General features: G+C 61.4%; 18 protein-coding genes. 10 read left to right on the plus strand and 8 right to left on the minus strand.

From position 1 onward, the window contains the following. Nucleotides 1-180 precede the first annotated feature (180 nt). Nucleotides 181-702: a GNAT family N-acetyltransferase gene (locus C5L10_RS25240; protein ID WP_105431908.1), complete on the plus strand. Its 522-nt coding sequence runs from the start codon at nt 181-183 to the stop codon at nt 700-702. A gap of 15 nt (nt 703-717) precedes the next feature. Here C5L10_RS25240 and C5L10_RS25245 read toward each other — a convergent pair whose 3' ends face one another. The 5 genes from C5L10_RS25245 to C5L10_RS25265 all read right to left on the minus strand — a co-directional run bounded on the left by C5L10_RS25245 (nt 718) and on the right by C5L10_RS25265 (nt 5,772). Continuing rightward, nucleotides 718-1,332, minus strand: coding sequence for a riboflavin synthase (locus C5L10_RS25245; protein ID WP_046667814.1), 615 nt, complete (start codon nt 1,330-1,332; stop codon nt 718-720). Further along, the gene (gene ribD, locus C5L10_RS25250) at nt 1,332-2,429 is read right to left on the minus strand and encodes a bifunctional diaminohydroxyphosphoribosylaminopyrimidine deaminase/5-amino-6-(5-phosphoribosylamino)uracil reductase RibD (protein WP_105431909.1); all 1,098 of its coding nucleotides are present in this window, start codon (nt 2,427-2,429) and stop codon (nt 1,332-1,334) included. Before ribD ends, C5L10_RS25245 begins: the two co-directional genes overlap by 1 nt. 2 nt (nt 2,430-2,431) lie before the next feature. Next, nucleotides 2,432-2,911, minus strand: a complete 480-nt coding sequence (nrdR, locus tag C5L10_RS25255) for a transcriptional regulator NrdR (protein WP_007771094.1) — start codon at nt 2,909-2,911, stop codon at nt 2,432-2,434. Nucleotides 2,912-2,972: 61 nt separating this feature from the next. Beyond that, a complete protein-coding gene (glyA, locus tag C5L10_RS25260) occupies nt 2,973-4,262 on the minus strand; it encodes a serine hydroxymethyltransferase (RefSeq protein WP_105431910.1) in 1,290 nt (429 codons plus the stop codon). A gap of 178 nt (nt 4,263-4,440) precedes the next feature. Continuing rightward, nucleotides 4,441-5,772 carry a murein L,D-transpeptidase gene (locus C5L10_RS25265; RefSeq protein WP_105402968.1) on the minus strand — a complete coding sequence of 444 codons (1,332 nt, stop codon included), beginning with the start codon at nt 5,770-5,772 and terminating at the stop codon, nt 4,441-4,443. Between the two features lie 424 nt (nt 5,773-6,196). Between C5L10_RS25265 and C5L10_RS25270 the strand changes: the two genes are divergently transcribed. Next, nucleotides 6,197-6,418, plus strand: coding sequence for a hypothetical protein (locus tag C5L10_RS25270; protein WP_105431911.1), 222 nt, complete (start codon nt 6,197-6,199; stop codon nt 6,416-6,418). 123 nt (nt 6,419-6,541) lie between these two features. Continuing rightward, a complete protein-coding gene (locus tag C5L10_RS25275; RefSeq protein WP_037080668.1) occupies nt 6,542-6,778 on the plus strand; it encodes a hypothetical protein in 237 nt (78 codons plus the stop codon). Nucleotides 6,779-6,911: 133 nt separating this feature from the next. Here the strand turns inward: C5L10_RS25275 and ldtR are convergent, their stop codons facing one another. Both ldtR and C5L10_RS25285 read right to left on the minus strand, forming a co-directional pair. Next, complete coding sequence (gene ldtR / locus C5L10_RS25280; protein ID WP_037081118.1) at nt 6,912-7,427, minus strand: transcriptional regulator LdtR; 516 nt, start codon at nt 7,425-7,427, stop codon at nt 6,912-6,914. Between the two features lie 233 nt (nt 7,428-7,660). Continuing rightward, the gene (locus C5L10_RS25285; protein ID WP_046636524.1) at nt 7,661-8,098 is read right to left on the minus strand and encodes a DUF6163 family protein; all 438 of its coding nucleotides are present in this window, start codon (nt 8,096-8,098) and stop codon (nt 7,661-7,663) included. Between the two features lie 117 nt (nt 8,099-8,215). Here C5L10_RS25285 and C5L10_RS25290 point away from each other — a divergent pair, with 117 nt between their 5' ends. The 7 genes from C5L10_RS25290 (at nt 8,216) to C5L10_RS25320 (ending at nt 12,682) form a co-directional block, all read left to right on the plus strand. Beyond that, a complete protein-coding gene (locus C5L10_RS25290; protein WP_105431912.1) occupies nt 8,216-8,596 on the plus strand; it encodes a cupin domain-containing protein in 381 nt (126 codons plus the stop codon). Between the two features lie 92 nt (nt 8,597-8,688). Further along, nucleotides 8,689-9,702, plus strand: coding sequence for a porphobilinogen synthase (hemB, locus tag C5L10_RS25295; RefSeq protein WP_105431913.1), 1,014 nt, complete (start codon nt 8,689-8,691; stop codon nt 9,700-9,702). A 61-nt stretch (nt 9,703-9,763) separates the two neighbouring features. Further along, entirely contained in the window at nt 9,764-10,222 is a 459-nt protein-coding gene (locus C5L10_RS25300; RefSeq protein ID WP_037080674.1) for an RDD family protein, read from the plus strand. A gap of 127 nt (nt 10,223-10,349) precedes the next feature. Next, nucleotides 10,350-11,111 carry an arginyltransferase gene (locus tag C5L10_RS25305; protein ID WP_105431914.1) on the plus strand — a complete coding sequence of 254 codons (762 nt, stop codon included), beginning with the start codon at nt 10,350-10,352 and terminating at the stop codon, nt 11,109-11,111. A 9-nt stretch (nt 11,112-11,120) separates the two neighbouring features. Beyond that, entirely contained in the window at nt 11,121-12,014 is an 894-nt protein-coding gene (locus C5L10_RS25310; RefSeq protein WP_105431915.1) for a DMT family transporter, read from the plus strand. Between the two features lie 60 nt (nt 12,015-12,074). After that, complete coding sequence (locus C5L10_RS25315) at nt 12,075-12,296, plus strand: AbrB/MazE/SpoVT family DNA-binding domain-containing protein (protein WP_046667821.1); 222 nt, start codon at nt 12,075-12,077, stop codon at nt 12,294-12,296. Then, complete coding sequence (locus C5L10_RS25320; protein ID WP_046667822.1) at nt 12,296-12,682, plus strand: type II toxin-antitoxin system death-on-curing family toxin; 387 nt, start codon at nt 12,296-12,298, stop codon at nt 12,680-12,682. The genes C5L10_RS25315 and C5L10_RS25320 overlap by 1 nt, the downstream gene beginning before the upstream one ends. On the opposite strand, the gene parC is transcribed toward C5L10_RS25320, so the two are convergent. Beyond that, nucleotides 12,683-14,965, minus strand: coding sequence for a DNA topoisomerase IV subunit A (gene parC / locus C5L10_RS25325; RefSeq protein WP_105431916.1), 2,283 nt, complete (start codon nt 14,963-14,965; stop codon nt 12,683-12,685). Between the last annotated feature and the right edge of the window lie 213 nt (nt 14,966-15,178).

The raw sequence follows: 15,178 nt of genomic DNA on the forward strand, positions 1-15,178 counted from the left end.
CATGAGATCGACATCGCCTCAAGGCGGGCCGATAGTCATATGGGTCTCGGGCAGGTGGCGGTCAAAACACGCTCTGAGGGGAATGGCAAGCAATTTTCGCTGAACGCAGCGATGCGAATCGGGAATACCTGAGCGAGCGACGATAAAGATCAGTGCCAACACCGGACCATGGAGCCCGCCATGACCACCATTCCAACCCTCGAAACCGAACGGCTGATCCTGCGCCCTCACCGGCTGGAGGAGTTCGAGACCTATGCGAAATTCTGGGCCGACCCGGACGTGGTTCGCTACATATCCGGTATCCCCTCGTCCCGCGAAACCAGCTGGAGCCGCATGCTGCGCGTCAACGGCATGTGGCAGATCATGGGTTTCGGCTTCCTGGCAATCGAGGAAAAGGAAACGGGACGCTTTCTCGGGGAAGCCGGTTTCCAGGACATGCGCCGGGAATTTCAACCCTCCATCGAGGGGACGCTCGAGACGGGCTGGGCACTCATCCCGTCCGTCCACGGCCGTGGTTATGCAACCGAAGCGGTGGGCGCAATGATCTCCTGGGGCGACGCCCATTTCCCCGATCGCCGGATGACCTGCATCATCAGCCCCGAAAATGCCGCCTCGCTCCGGCTCGCATCCAAACTCGGCTTCCGCGAGTTCGCCCGTGCCGACTACCATGGCCCGATAGTGGTGCTGGCGCGCGAAAACTGATCGCGCGACAAGCCGTCAGCTTTTCGCCGGAAATTCCGCGAGCCTTGCGGCGTAACGCGCCATCGTGTCGACTTCGAAATTGACGAGATCGCCCGCCCTTCTATCGCCCCAGGTGGTGACGGCGAGCGTGTGGCGGATCAGCAGCACGTCGAAATCGGTGCCCTCGACTGCGTTGACCGTCAGCGACGTGCCGTCCAGCGCGACCGAGCCCTTCGGAGCCACAAATCGGGCAAGCGCCTCGGGTGCGCGAAGACGGATGCGCACCGCCTCGCCTTCATGTTCGATGCCTAGAATTTCCGCTGTGCCGTCCACATGGCCGGAGACGATATGGCCGCCGAGTTCGTCGCCGATCTTCAGTGCCCGCTCCAGATTGACCCGTGTGCCCTCGGTCCAGGCGGCAATCGTCGTCAGCCGCAGCGCCTCTTCCCAGGCCTCGACCTCGAACCAGCGCTCGTTGCTGCCTTCGTCCGGCAGGTTTGTCACCGTCAGGCAGACGCCGCCATGGGAAATCGAGGCGCCCATGTCGATGGTTTTCGGGTCGTAATTGGTGGCGATCCTGAGCTTGACGCCTTCGTCCATCGGCGTCGTTGCCGCGACCGTTCCGACATCGGTGACAATTCCGGTGAACATCAGAAACCTCTTTCGTATTCGAAACAGCGGTCCGGCCCGAAGCTTTCCTCGCGCACGAACTTAAACCCTGCCGGCATATCGGATGGCGTCAAGGGCGATTCAAGCCCGCCTCCGCCGACAATGCCGGTACCCTGGAAGAGAAGGACGCGGTCGACGAGGTCTGCGTCGAGGAAGGCCTTTGCGACGGCCGCGCCGCCTTCGACCAGCAGCGAGGACATGCCGCGAACCGCGAGGATCGCCAGGAGGATGTCGAGTTCGGTAGCATCCATGATCTCGGCGCCGGCCTCGATCAATTTCTCGCGCTTGTCTCCCGGGATACCCCCCTCAACTGACAAGGCAGAACCCGGCGACGCCACGACAATCACCGGCACGTCCCGCGCACTCTTCACCAGCTTGGCATCCAGCGGCAGTTCGAGCCGACGATCCAGCACGATGCGGGTCGGAGAGCGTTTCTCCAGCCCCGAAATGCGCACCGTCAACTCCGGATCATCCGACAGCACCGTGCCGATGCCGACCAGGATCGCGTCGGCTTCGGCCCGCAGCCGGTGCACCTGCGCCCGCGCCTCGGGTCCGGTGATCGACACTTCCTCGCCGCGGCGGCCGAGCATGCCGTCGGCGGAAACGGCAAGCTTCAGAGTCACATGCGGGCGGCCCTTCGTCTGGCGGGTGAGGTAGGCGGCGAGCGCCCGGCGCGCCTCTTCCTCCATCAGGCCCGTCTCTACGATAATGCCGGCCTCGCGCAAAATGGCGATCCCGCGGCCGGAGACACGCGGATCGGGATCGGTCAGGGAGATGACGACACGGGCGACGCCTGCCTCGACGAGCGCGTTGGCGCAAGGCGGCGTGCGGCCGTAATGCGAGCAGGGTTCGAGCGTGACATAGACGGTCGCTCCCCTCGCCTTTTCGCGGGCGATCTCGAGCGCCTGGGTTTCGGCATGCGGCCGACCGCCGGGTGCGGTGACGGCGGAGCCGACGACTTCGCCGTCGTTGACGACCACGCAGCCGACCGAAGGATTGGTGCCCGTCTGACCGGTATGAAGGCGCGACAGACGCAGCGCCGACGCCATGAACCACCGATCTTCGGCAGCGCTCGTCATGGCTACGGCTCGATGCCGGGATCGCGGGCGATCTTGGCGTTGATCTCCTGGATCACCTTTTCGAAATCCTCCGCATGGGAGAAATCGCGATAGACGGAGGCGTAACGCACGAAGGCGACGTCATCGAGGCTCTTCAAGGCCTCGAGCACCTGCAGGCCGATCTCTTCCGACGAAATCTCATTCTCGCCGGAGCTTTCGAGCCGGCGCACGATACCGGAAACCGCCCGCTCGATGCGGTCGTTGTCGACCGGCCGCTTGCGCAGCGCGATCTGGAACGACCGTACCAGCTTGTTGCGGTCGAACGGCACCTTGCGGCCGGTCTTCTTGGTGACCATCAGTTCGCGAAGCTGCACGCGCTCGAAAGTCGTGAAGCGGCCGCCGCAATCCGGGCAGATACGCCGCCGGCGGATGGAGGTGTAGTCCTCCGCCGGACGACTATCCTTGACCTGCGTGTCTTCCGAACCGCAATAGGGGCAGCGCATCGGCTCTCCTTGGATGGGCAAGAGGGACCGCGAATGCGGCCCCCGTTGGTACCGGTTGGGATCACATATACGGGTACATGGGGAAGCGGCCGGTGAGCGCCACGACCTTGTCGCGCACGGCGGCTTCTACGCTCGCATTGCCCTCGTCGGAATTGGCCACCTTCAGTCCGTCGAGAACCTCGATGATGAGATTGCCGATCTCCTTGAATTCCGCTTCCTTGAAGCCGCGCGTCGTGCCGGCCGGGGTGCCGAGGCGGATACCGGAGGTGACGAAGGGCTTTTCGGGGTCGAAGGGAATGCCGTTCTTGTTGGTGGTGATATAGCCGCGGCCGAGTGCCGCCTCGGCGCGCTTGCCGGTGGCGTTCTTCTTGCGCAGGTCGACCAGCATCAGGTGGTTGTCGGTGCCGCCCGAAACGATATCGACGCCGCCGGCCATCAGCGTTTCGGAGAGCGCTTTGGCGTTCTTGACGATCTGGGCGGCATAGTCCTTGAAGTCCGGCTGCAGCGCCTCGCCGAAGGCAACCGCCTTGGCGGCGATGATGTGCATCAGCGGGCCGCCCTGGAGACCCGGGAAGACGGCCGAATTGAACTTCTTGGCCAGTTCTTCGTCATTGGTGAGGATGACGCCGCCGCGCGGACCGCGCAGCGACTTGTGGGTGGTGGTGGTGGCGACATGGCAATGCGGGAACGGCGACGGATGCTGGCCGCCGGCAACCAGACCGGCGATATGGGCCATGTCGACCATCAGATAGGCGCCGACCGAATCGGCGATCTCGCGGAAACGCTTCCAGTCCCAGATGCGGGAATAGGCGGTACCGCCGGCGATGATCAGCTTCGGCTTGGTTTCTTCGGCCTTGCGCTGCACCTCGTCCATGTCGAGCAGGTTGTCGCCTTCGCGCACGCCGTAGGAGACGACGTTGAACCATTTGCCCGACATGTTGACCGGCGAACCGTGGGTGAGATGCCCCCCGGAATTCAGGTCGAGGCCCATGAACGTATCGCCCGGCTGCAGCAGCGCCAGGAACACGGCCTGGTTCATTTGGCTACCGGAATTCGGCTGCACGTTGACGAAATTGACGCCGAACAGCTTCTTCGCGCGCTCGATGGCGAGTTCCTCGGCGATATCGACGAACTGGCAGCCGCCGTAATAGCGTTTGCCCGGATAACCTTCCGCATACTTGTTGGTCATGATCGAACCCTGCGCCTCAAGCACGGCGCGGGAAACGATGTTCTCCGAAGCGATCAGCTCGATTTCGTGGCGCTGGCGACCCAGTTCCTTCTCGATCGCGCCAAAGATTTCCGGATCGGATTCTGCAAGCGGGCGGGAGAAGAAGACGTCGGTGTTCGACATGTGCGAGGCTCCTCAAAGGGGTGGGCATTGCAATGTCGCGTCTTAGCCTTACGCCTTGCACAGAGCAATACGGGGAACGACATTTGCTCGCCGGAAGACGCGGAGATGCTCCTGGAAAACAAAAAAGCCGCACCCTTGGCGGATGCGGCCTCCCGTAGACGAAAAAAAGAAGCAGATCTTATTGCGGCAGCAGATCGTCGTCGGCAGCGCCGGCCGGCTTTTCGATGCCGGTGGTCGTCTGCAGTGCCAGCTCCTGGTTGCCGTCACGCTCGTAGATGTCGTCGCGGAACTGCACGACGCGGTCCTTCGCCGACCAGGCGGTGATGTAGACGATATAGACCGGAACTTCCGTCGTGAGCTTGATCGGGGTGTTCTGGCGCGTCGAGATGACCCGCTCGATCTCCTGGCGCGACCAGCCGGTGGTGTCGCGCAGCAGCCAGCTGATGAGGTCGCGGACGTTCTGAACACGCATGCAGCCCGAGGATTCGAAGCGCATCAGCTTGTTGAACAGGCCCTGCTGGGGCGTGTCGTGCATGTATTCGTTGTTCGGATTGTGGAAGTTGATCTTGGTCGAGGCCATGGCGTTGATCTTGCCCGGATCCTGCCGGAACATCAGGTTCGGCGCCTTCGGCGCAAACCAGTCGACCGTTTCCGGCGCCACTTCGTTACCCTTGCCATCGATCAGGCGGATGTTGTTGCGGGTGAGATAGGTCGGATCCTTGCGCATCAGCGGCACGATGTCCTTCTCGACGATCGAGCGCGGCGCAGTCCAATAGGGATTGAGGATGACCTCGTAGATCTTCGAGTTGATGGCGTGGGTCGGACGGTCGATGCGCCCAACGACGGCATTGGTGCGCAGCGCCACGCGGTCGTTTTCCACAGCCTCGATATAGGCGGCCGGAATGTTGACCATGACGTAGCGGGGGCCGAGATCGCCGGACATGGACTGCAGGCGCACCAGATTGGTGCCCAGCTGGCGCATGCGCACATCGGCCGATATGTTCATTGCCTTGACGGTAAACTCGCCCATTACGCCGTCGGCAGGAAGGCCGTGGCGGGCCTGAAAACGCTTCACCGCACCGTCGACATAGCTGTCGAACGAGGAAGACATGCCCGCCTCGCGCGGCAGGTCGCCTGAAATCATCAGGCGCTGGCGCAACTGCTGCACGGACGGATCGACGACGCCGAGGCGCAGGCGCTGCTGACCGGGATTGACCTCGGGCCAGCCGCCGTTCGCAACGATCTGCTGATAGTCGATGATCGCCTGCTGGATGTTCGCCGGTCCGCCGGCGCCGAGCACCGGATTGTTGGAGACGACGTTGACGGCGGTTCTGGATGCGGCCTTGGCGTCGAACTGGTCGTCCCAGGTGCCGCGGCGAGGCGCATTGATCAGATCGTCCATCGCCGTCTGGGCGAATGCGGGCGCTGCAAGTGCGGCTGCACCGGCAGAGAAGGCCGTGCGAAGCAGGGCACGGCGGGAAAGAGCTTCAGATCCGATCTTCTTCGACATCAATAATACCCATCTGGTCCCGAGCAGCATCAAGGACGCCTACAGGGATATGGTTAAGAACGCGCAAAAAGTTAGCGCAGCCGCACGGGGGCTTCGTCGTCATCGCAATGTCGTGAAAGCGCGAATTCCCGCCGGCCCGTTGCATCCAGCCGGTCCCATAGCAATATGGCCAATTCGTGTCAGGTACTTGCGCGTCACAAAGCCGTGTTGGCACGTGATTTTTTCAGGCGGCATATGCGCCACACCCCTGCGAACGCAAGCGATCTCGGAACGGGCTGCGGGATCGTCGATCCGGGACCTGCTTCTTTTACGGAACCGGCCCGGCATTCTGGACAGCAAGCCCTCGTTTGGAAACGTAAAAGCCGTAAGCCTGGGGCAAGCGGATTGGCTAAAAATTATCCCTCATAAATGAGGAATACGAGAATTGAACTGGTACCCGATCGAAGCCCTTGAGCCTGGAAAGCTGGTCGTCCTGCATTTTCGCGATGAGACCGCCCCGCAATGCGTCGGTTATGTCGAACAGGACGGCGTCTGCGGGTGGCCGGAAAAGGTGACGGGCCGCAGACCTGACGGCTGGCTCGACCTCTCCTCGATGTTTGCGGGCATGACGACCGAAATTCGCCGAGCCGCGGCGGCTACGTTATAGGCGAGCATTCCGGCGCAAACGGGCATGTCGGAACGTATTTCCGACGCTGATGGCAGAATTCGTCTATCAACCCGGCCCCCATACTGGTACGCACCCCAAACAATCACCCATTGGAGAGCTACCGTGACCCTGGACGAAAAATACCAAATTATTGTCAATGCTTTCCAGAACAACAAGTTTGGCGTCTCGCCGACGTCCACACGCGGAGCCGTACAGAATTACTGTAAAAAGCACGGTCTCCAAGGCGAAGACTATACGGAGACCCTCGCCGCAGCGATGTCTGCCGGTTTGGTCGCCCAGATGGCGGACTCGGCCCTCACCATCAGAAATGCAGGCCGCGCCCTGCTGGCCCAGCGATAGGTCGGATCCGCCAGAGCGGCTACGCAGCCCGCGCGCAAACAAGCGTAACGGCGCGTCTTCCGACACCCCGTTACGCTTTTGCGTAGCACCGCATGACTGGAGGTAATGGAGTGTTTCGCAAGCCCCCGGTGGATTAAAGGCGGTAAAGGATCTGGTCGTTCCAGAAGCGGTCGAGGCGCTGGAGCAGCTTGTTCATCTGGGAGAACTCGCCCTCGCCGATGCCGCCGACCTTTTCGATCGAGCCGATATGGCGCTCGTAGAGCTTGCCGACGGCCTCGGCGATCTCCTGGCCTTCCGGCGTCAGGCTGATGCGGACCGAGCGACGGTCGATGCGCGAGCGCTGGTGGTTGATGAAGCCGAGATCGACCAGCTTCTTGACGTTGTAGGAGACGTTCGAGCCGAGATAGTAACCGCGGGAGCGCAGTTCGCCGGCCGTCAGTTCCGAATTGCCGATGTTGAACAGCAGGAGAGCCTGGACGGCGTTGACGTCGTCGCGACCCTGGCGGTCGAACTCGTCCTTGATCACATCGAGAAGGCGGCGATGCAGGCGCTCGACCAGATGCAGCGACTCCATGTACAGGGCGCGAATGGTATCTTCATGCGGATCTGCTACTGCCGGTGCCGCCTGCGGCTTCAGTTTCGTGTTCATCATGACTGCCTCATCCTGTTTTGTTTGGCGGTGTTTGTTTCTTCCCGCCTTGAGACAGACACTATCCAATACGCATAAAATTCGACTTAAAACATAGCCTTAACAGGTGCTTAACGCGTTTCTTCGAATTCCGGCCCGCCCTCGCCAGCCCAGGATGCAGCCATTCAGATTTAAGACAAATCAATCACTTAGCGGCCAATTTCCTGTCAAATCCGGCCGTCAAAGCTTTAATTTCAAGGTGAATCAATCCTTACCCGCTCCGCCTTGCGGCGCGCCTCGACCCATAAAGAGAGCCGAAATACGACGTAAAGCGCGGCGACGAGGCCGTGCATGAGGGGAACGAGACGGTTGTGTCCGAAAATCTCCGGCCATACGATATACATCGATACCTGCGAGATTGCGGCAATCGCCCAGAGCACGGGGCCCCAGGACACGGTGAGCCAGAGGCCGAGCGAAGCGACCGGAAACAGCACGGCAAGCGAAGACGCCGCCACCTTCCAGGGAAGCGTCAGCAGATCAAAGCGGGCCATGCCCTTCAGCGAATAGCCGACCAGCATCGCCCAATATTGCAGGCCGAACCAGAAACAGGCGACCGCGACCAGCCTGAGGAAGACCACGTAGAGAATTTCGGTCAGCGTGCGCTTCGGCACCGTAAGTGAATCGGGTTCCATGGCACTACACTAGCCGCCGCGGTCGCCGACCGCCAGTACCAGCCTCTCGCCTGCACGATCGTTCAAGAGCCCCGCGCCTTGTCCTGATAGGGTTTGCCGCCGATCAAAGGAGAAGACATGACCGAGCGGACCTTTTCACATACGCCGATAAACCTCGCCGAGAAGCTGGCACGGATACCCGACCTCTGGCAGCAGCGCGTCGTCGCCGAGATGAACGACTACCAGTTCAAGCTCGTCCGCATCGAAGGCGATTTCATATGGCACGATCACGCCGAGACGGATGAAACCTTCATTGTTATCGAAGGCCATTTGCGGATCGACTTCCGCGACGGCAGCGTTCACATCGGGCCGGGCGAAATGTTCGTCGTGCCGAAGGGCGTGCAGCACAAGCCGTTCGCCGAAAAGGAAGTGAAGATGATGGTGATCGAGCCGCGCGGCATTTTGAACACCGGCAACGAGGGCGGCGAACGTACGGCTCAAAACGATCTCTGGATCTAGCCGGGTCTCGACTGCGGCGATCGTTCCCATTCGCAAACGGCGTGCTGCATGATAATGACGCGCGCATGGGAAGAGAAGTTGGAGACTTTGCCATGGACAAGACGCATCTGGTCGACGAGATCACCGGCCACCGCCGCATGCGGCGCAACCGCAAGGCCGACTGGACGCGCAGGCTGGTACAGGAGAACCGGCTAACGGTGGACGATCTGATCTGGCCGATCTTCATCGTTCCCGGCACCGGCATCGTCGATCCGATCGCCGCCATGCCCGGCGTCAACCGCATGAGCGTCGACAAGGCGGTCGAGGCGATCAAGGAAGCGGCCGATCTCGGCATTCCGGCGATTGCCACCTTCCCCGATATTGAGATGGCGTTGCGCGACGAGACCGGCTCCAACAGCCTGGTCGCCAGCAACCTGATCAACCAGGCGACCGCCGCTTTCAAGAAAGCGGCGCCGAATATCGGCATCATCACCGACGTGGCGCTCGATCCGTTCACCAGCCACGGCCATGACGGGATTCTCCGGGACGGCGTGATCGTCAACGACGAGACGGTCGACCAGATCGTCCGCGCCGCCGTCATGCAGGCGGATGCCGGTGCCGACATCATCGCGCCATCGGAAATGATGGACGGCCGCATCGGTGCCATCCGCCGCGGGCTGGACGCCGCGGGCCACCAGGATGTCGGCATCATGTCCTATGCGACGAAATTCTCGTCCGGTTTCTACGGCCCCTATCGCGAGGCGATCAATACCAGCGGCCTACTGAAGGGCGACAAGAACAGCTATTACATCTCGCCGGCCAACGGAACCGAAGCGGTGCGGGATGCGGCTCTCGACGTCGAGGAAGGCGCCGACATGCTGATGGTCAAACCGGGCATCGCCTATCTCGACATCTGCTGGCGCATCAAGGAAGCATTCGGCCTTCCCGTCTTCGCCTACCAGGTCTCCGGCGAATACACGCAGATCAAGGCCGCCGCAATGAACGGCTGGATCGACGGCGAACGGGTCATGATGGAGACGCTGCTCTGCTTCAAACGCGCCGGCTGCGACGGCATTCTTTCCTATTTCGCGGTGGACGTGGCGAAGAAACTGGCGAAGAACGGGTGATCTTGTTGCCGAGGCGGTTTCATCCCATATCAATGTTCGAGAAACAGGAGATGTTGAAACGATGAGCCTCGACCCGAACCCGACCTATGCCGCACCGGACGACTGGCGCGCCTATAGTGGCGTCCTTTCGCGGCGGGTGTTCGCCTTCATCATAGACTACGTGATCGTGCTGCTTTTGTGCATTCCGGCGGCGGTCGTGGTGTTCTTCCTCGGCATCATCACGCTCGGTCTCGGCTTCATGCTCTATCCGGCCCTGTTCGTAATCGTCGCCCTTCTTTATTTCGGGATGACGCTCGGTGGCTCGGCTCAAGCTTCGCCCGGCATGCGCGCCATGGGGCTGGCCATGGTGCGGCTCGACGGCCGTCGGATGGATTTCCTGACCGCCATGGCCCACACGGTGATCTTCTGGATCATCAACTCGGTGCTGACGCCGCTGATTCTCCTCGCCGGCCTGTTCATCGAGCGTTCGCGCCTCGTGCACGACCTGCTGCTCGGCACCGTCGTGGTGCGTACGTCGTAACGATTACGCTACTGACCGAAAGTTTATGGCACTAGCCGGCTGCCTCTCGCAGCATATGGTTGACGTTTCGCTTTTATGCGCCATGGTATGACATTTACGATCCTAAAGACCGGACTGCCACGACGCAATGAACACCCAGGCAACGCCCTCACCGCAGTTCTACCTGACGGCCCCGGCAGTTTGTCCCTATCTCCCGGGTGAAATGGAGCGAAAGGTCTTCACTCACCTGGTAGGCCCTCGCGCGGCCGAGATGAACGACCTACTGACCCAGGGCGGTTTCCGCCGTTCGCAGAACATCGCCTACCGGCCGGCCTGCGAATCATGCCGCGCGTGCATTTCCGTGCGCATCCTCGCTCACGAATTCGAACCCGTGCGCTCGATGAAACGGGTTCTCGCCACCAATCGCGACGTGATCGCGACGGTCTACCCCGCGCAACCCTCCACGGAGCAATTCTCGCTCTTCCGCCGATATCTCGACGATCGCCATCAGCGGGGCGGCATGTCGGACATGTCGGCACTCGACTACGCGATTATGGTCGAGGACACGCATGTCAACACCCGCATCATCGAGTACCGCCGCCGCGAGCCCGACTCCGGCATCAGCACCGAGCCGAAGGGCGAGTTGCTTGCCGTTGCGCTGACCGACATGATGAGCGACGGCCTGTCGATGGTCTATTCCTTCTTCAATCCGGAATATGAAAAGCGCTCGCTCGGCACGTTCATGATCCTCGACCACATCGCCCGCACCAGAACGCTCGGCCTGCCGCATGTCTATCTCGGATATTGGGTGAAGGGTTCGGCGAAGATGGGCTACAAGACCCGCTTCCAGCCCCAGGAACACCTGACGCCACGCGGCTGGGAAATCTTCGATCCCGCCACGGACATCTGACATCATCCCATGAACGATCATAAAAAGGGCCTCGTGCTCACCGCAATCGGCGGCCTTGCGCTCTCCTTCGACGTGCCGCTCGTGCGGCTCGGGCATGGCGAGATGTGGTCGACGGTTGCGCTGCGCAGCACCGCGACCTTCGTCGCCGCCATCATCCTGTGGCTGCTCGTCCGACGCTTCGGCTCGACCCGACCGGTGCTGGTCCCCGGCAAGGCGGGGCTTGCCGCCGGTTTCTGCTACGGCATTTCGACAATCGCCTTCCTCGGCGCCGTCTTCAACACGGCAACCGCCAATGTCGTCTTCATCGTCGCCTTCACGCCGATGTATGCCGCCATTCTCGGCTGGCTGGTCCTGAAGGAGCGCCCCTCGCCTTCGACGCTCGTCACCATGCTGGTGATGTTTTTCGGCGTCGGCCTGATCGTTTCGGGCGGCCTTACGGGCGGCCATCTCCTCGGCGACATCCTGGCGGCAACGGCGTCGTTCCTGCTGGCCTTAGCGATCACGCTCAGCCGAGTAGCGCGTATCGACATGGGCTTCGTGCCGCTGGTCGCGACCATCATACCGGCAACGATCGGGCTTTCCTTCGTCGGCGCATCCGCCCTTGCCGGCACGGGCGGCTTTTCGGTCGCAGACCCCGTCTGGGTGGTATTCGATGGCGCCGTCATGATGCCGCTCGCCTTCTGGTGCCTGGCAACCGGCCCGAAATATCTCTCCGGTCCCGAGGTCGGCATGTTCTATCTCCTGGAAACGATCCTCGCGCCGATCTGGGTCTGGTTGATCTTCGCCGAAATCCCATCCTCCCGCACGCTCTTGGGCGGCTCGATCCTGGTGCTGGCGCTGATCGGATATTCGGCCTGGCAGATGCGGCAGGTGAAGAGGATGCGGACGGCTTTGCCTGTTTGAGAAGACTTTTCAGCCCTGCCTCCTCATGTTATAACTCCGTTGCAACATGAGGATGAATTCATGAACGTCGCTATTCGCAAGATCGGAAACTCCGAGGGGATCATCATTCCGAAGGAAGTTCTGGACCGCATGGGGCTGAAGGCGGGAGATAGCGTCAATTTGGCTGAAGAGGCGGGGCGACTGGTTCTGAAGCCGATCGACGATGATTTTGCACGCCAGCTCGAACATGCGGAACGTTTCATGGACAAATACAAGGTCGCGCTGAAGAAGCTGGCTGAATAATGCAGTTCAACTTCCTGTCGCGGCCCGTTGTCGAGCACCTGCACAAAAGACAGATCGAAAAATTCGGCGGCTCTTACGGTTTGCGAGACGAAGGCGCCTTGGAATCCGCTTTGATGCGTCCGCTCAACAAAGTCGCTTACGGCTGTAACGATCTAATTGAACTAGCCGCCGCATACCTCTTCGGCTTGGCCATGAACCACGCCTTCATCGATGGCAATAAGCGGATCGCTATCGTTGCGGCGGGTGTATTCCTGATGGACAATGGCTATTTCATCGAGACCGATGAAACCATTCTCTACAAGTTCGTCCTCGGGGTCGCCGCCGGCGAGATCGACGAGGAAGGCGCGACGCGTTTCCTGCGCGATCACACCGTTCCCCTCACCTGATCACCCGGCGAACTTCCCGCTCCGGGGAAAGCCCTTCGGAACGGCGCGACCGGCGGTGGCGCGGTCGGCGATCCATTCGAGTAGTTCGTCCTTGTTACGGGTGAACGAGCGGCCGGCGCTGTCTTCCCAGGAAAGGCCGTCGGCCATGGTAAAGCAACGGATGTCGGAAATGCCGCCGTCCTTGTAGCGCTGCAGGCGCACGCCCTTGCCGCGGGTCATTTCCGGCAGCTGCGACAAGGGGAAGACCAGCAGCTTGCGGTTTTCGCCGACGACCGCGACATGATCGCCCGAGACCGGCACGACCAGCTTCGTCTCGTCGGGCATGGCGACGTTCATGATCTGCTTGCCCTTGCGGGTATTGGCGATCATCTCGCTTTCGGCCACGACAAAACCGTTGCCCGCGGTCGAGGCGACGATGAGCTTGCGCTGTGGATCATGGACGAAAGCGGTCAGGATGTCCTGGTCGTTCTCCATGTCGACGATGATGCGGATCGGCTCGCCATGGCCGCGGCCGCCCGGCAGCTTGTCGGCACCGAGCGTATAGACCTTGCCGCCCGTCGTCACGAGCAGCAGCTTGTCGGTCGTCTGGGCCGTAAACGCGATCTTCGGCCCGTCGCCTTCCTTGAAGGTCAGCGTCGAGGTATCCGAGATATGTCCCTTCAGCGCGCGGATCCAGCCCTTCTGCGAGACGACGACCGTGATCGGTTCCTTCTCGATCATCGACTGGTTGATCGCCTCGATATCGGCATCCGGCGCATCGGCGAAGGTCGTCAGTCGCGCATACGGCTTGCCGCGGCCCTTGGCGAAATTCTTGCGGACGTCCTGGATCTCGTGCTCGATCACCCGCCACTGCTTGTCCTCGGAAGCCAGCAGCGATTCGATATCCGCCTTCTCCCTGGTGAGGTTCTCATGCTCGGTGCGGATCTCGAACTCTTCGAGCTTGCGCAAGGCGCGCAGCCGCATGTTGAGGATCGCCTCGACCTGCATGTCGGAAAGCGACCAGCGCTCCATCATGACGGGCTTCGGTTCGTCCTCCTCGCGGATGATACGGATCACCTCGTCGATATTGAGGTAGGCGATCAGCAGGCCGCCGAGGATTTCCAGGCGCCGGTCGATCGCCGCCAGCCGGAAGCGCGAGCGGCGCACCAGCACGTCGCGGCGATGCGCCAGCCACTCCAGCAGCACTTCGTTGAGCGCCATCACCTTGGGCACCCGGCCCATGGAGAGTACGTTCATGTTGAGCGGCAGGCGGGTTTCCAGCTCGGAAAGCTTGAACAGCGATTCCATCAGCAGGGTCGCATCCACCGTGCGGCTCTTCGGCACCAGCACGACACGCACGTCTTCGGCCGATTCGTCGCGCACGTCTTCGAGCAGCGGCAGCTTACGGGCAAGCAGCAGCTCGGCGATCTTTTCGATCAGGCGCGATTTCTGCACCTGGAACGGAATTTCGGTGACGACGATCTGGTAGCCGCCGCGGCCGAGATCCTCGATGACCCAGCGGGCACGCACGCGAAAACCGCCGCGGCCGGTCTTGTAGGCCTCGACGATCGACTGTCGGCTGTCGATGATGATGCCGCCGGTCGGCAGATCGGGGCCTTCGATGCCGCCCTTGGCGGGCTCGGCCGGATCCGCCATCAGGTCCTCGATGGTCGCGGCCGGGTTCTTGATCAGGTGAAGCGCGGCATCGCACAGTTCGTGGACATTGTGCGGCGGGATGGATGTCGCCATGCCGACCGCAATGCCCGACGTGCCGTTAGCCAGCAGGTTCGGGAAGGCGCCCGGCAAGACGACCGGTTCCGAATTCGATTCGTCGTAGGTATCGCGGAAATCCACCGCGTCCTGGTCGATGCCTTCGAGCAGCAGTTCGGAGACCGCCGTCATCTTGCTCTCGGTGTAACGCATCGCGGCAGGGCTATCGCCGTCGATATTGCCGAAATTTCCCTGGCCGTTGACGAGCGGATAGCGCTGGGAGAAATCCTGTGCAAGGCGCGCCAGCGCGTCATAGATCGACTGGTCGCCGTGCGGATGGAAGTTACCCATCACCTCGCCGACGATCTTGGCGCATTTGCGGAAGGCTGCATTGGGACGCAGGCCCATCTCGCTCATCGCATAGACGATGCGGCGGTGGACGGGTTTCAGGCCGTCGCGCACGTCCGGCAACGCACGATGCATGATTGTCGAAAGCGCATAGGCGAGATAACGCTCTTCGAGCGCTGCTTTCAGATCGACCGGCAGGATGTTGTCGCCGCCGTCGCCGCCGGGTGGTGTCAGATTTTTTCCCATGGGCCTTGACTAGCGGAAAGCCTGATTCTCGGCAAGAAAGACCGGGCGACAGCCTGTGGATGAAGGCTTTTCCGAAGCCGAAATCAGCGTTTGGTTTACCCTGAATCGTCAGCCGCAATTTTGACGAAAGGAATGTGGAACAAAGCCATAAACCTTTTACCCGGCGTGCCTATAAGGTGCCGCGAACCAGTAACCGAACTACCCACAAACCCA

This window comes from Neorhizobium sp. T6_25 (genome assembly GCF_002968555.1).
Classification (GTDB): domain Bacteria; phylum Pseudomonadota; class Alphaproteobacteria; order Rhizobiales; family Rhizobiaceae; genus Neorhizobium.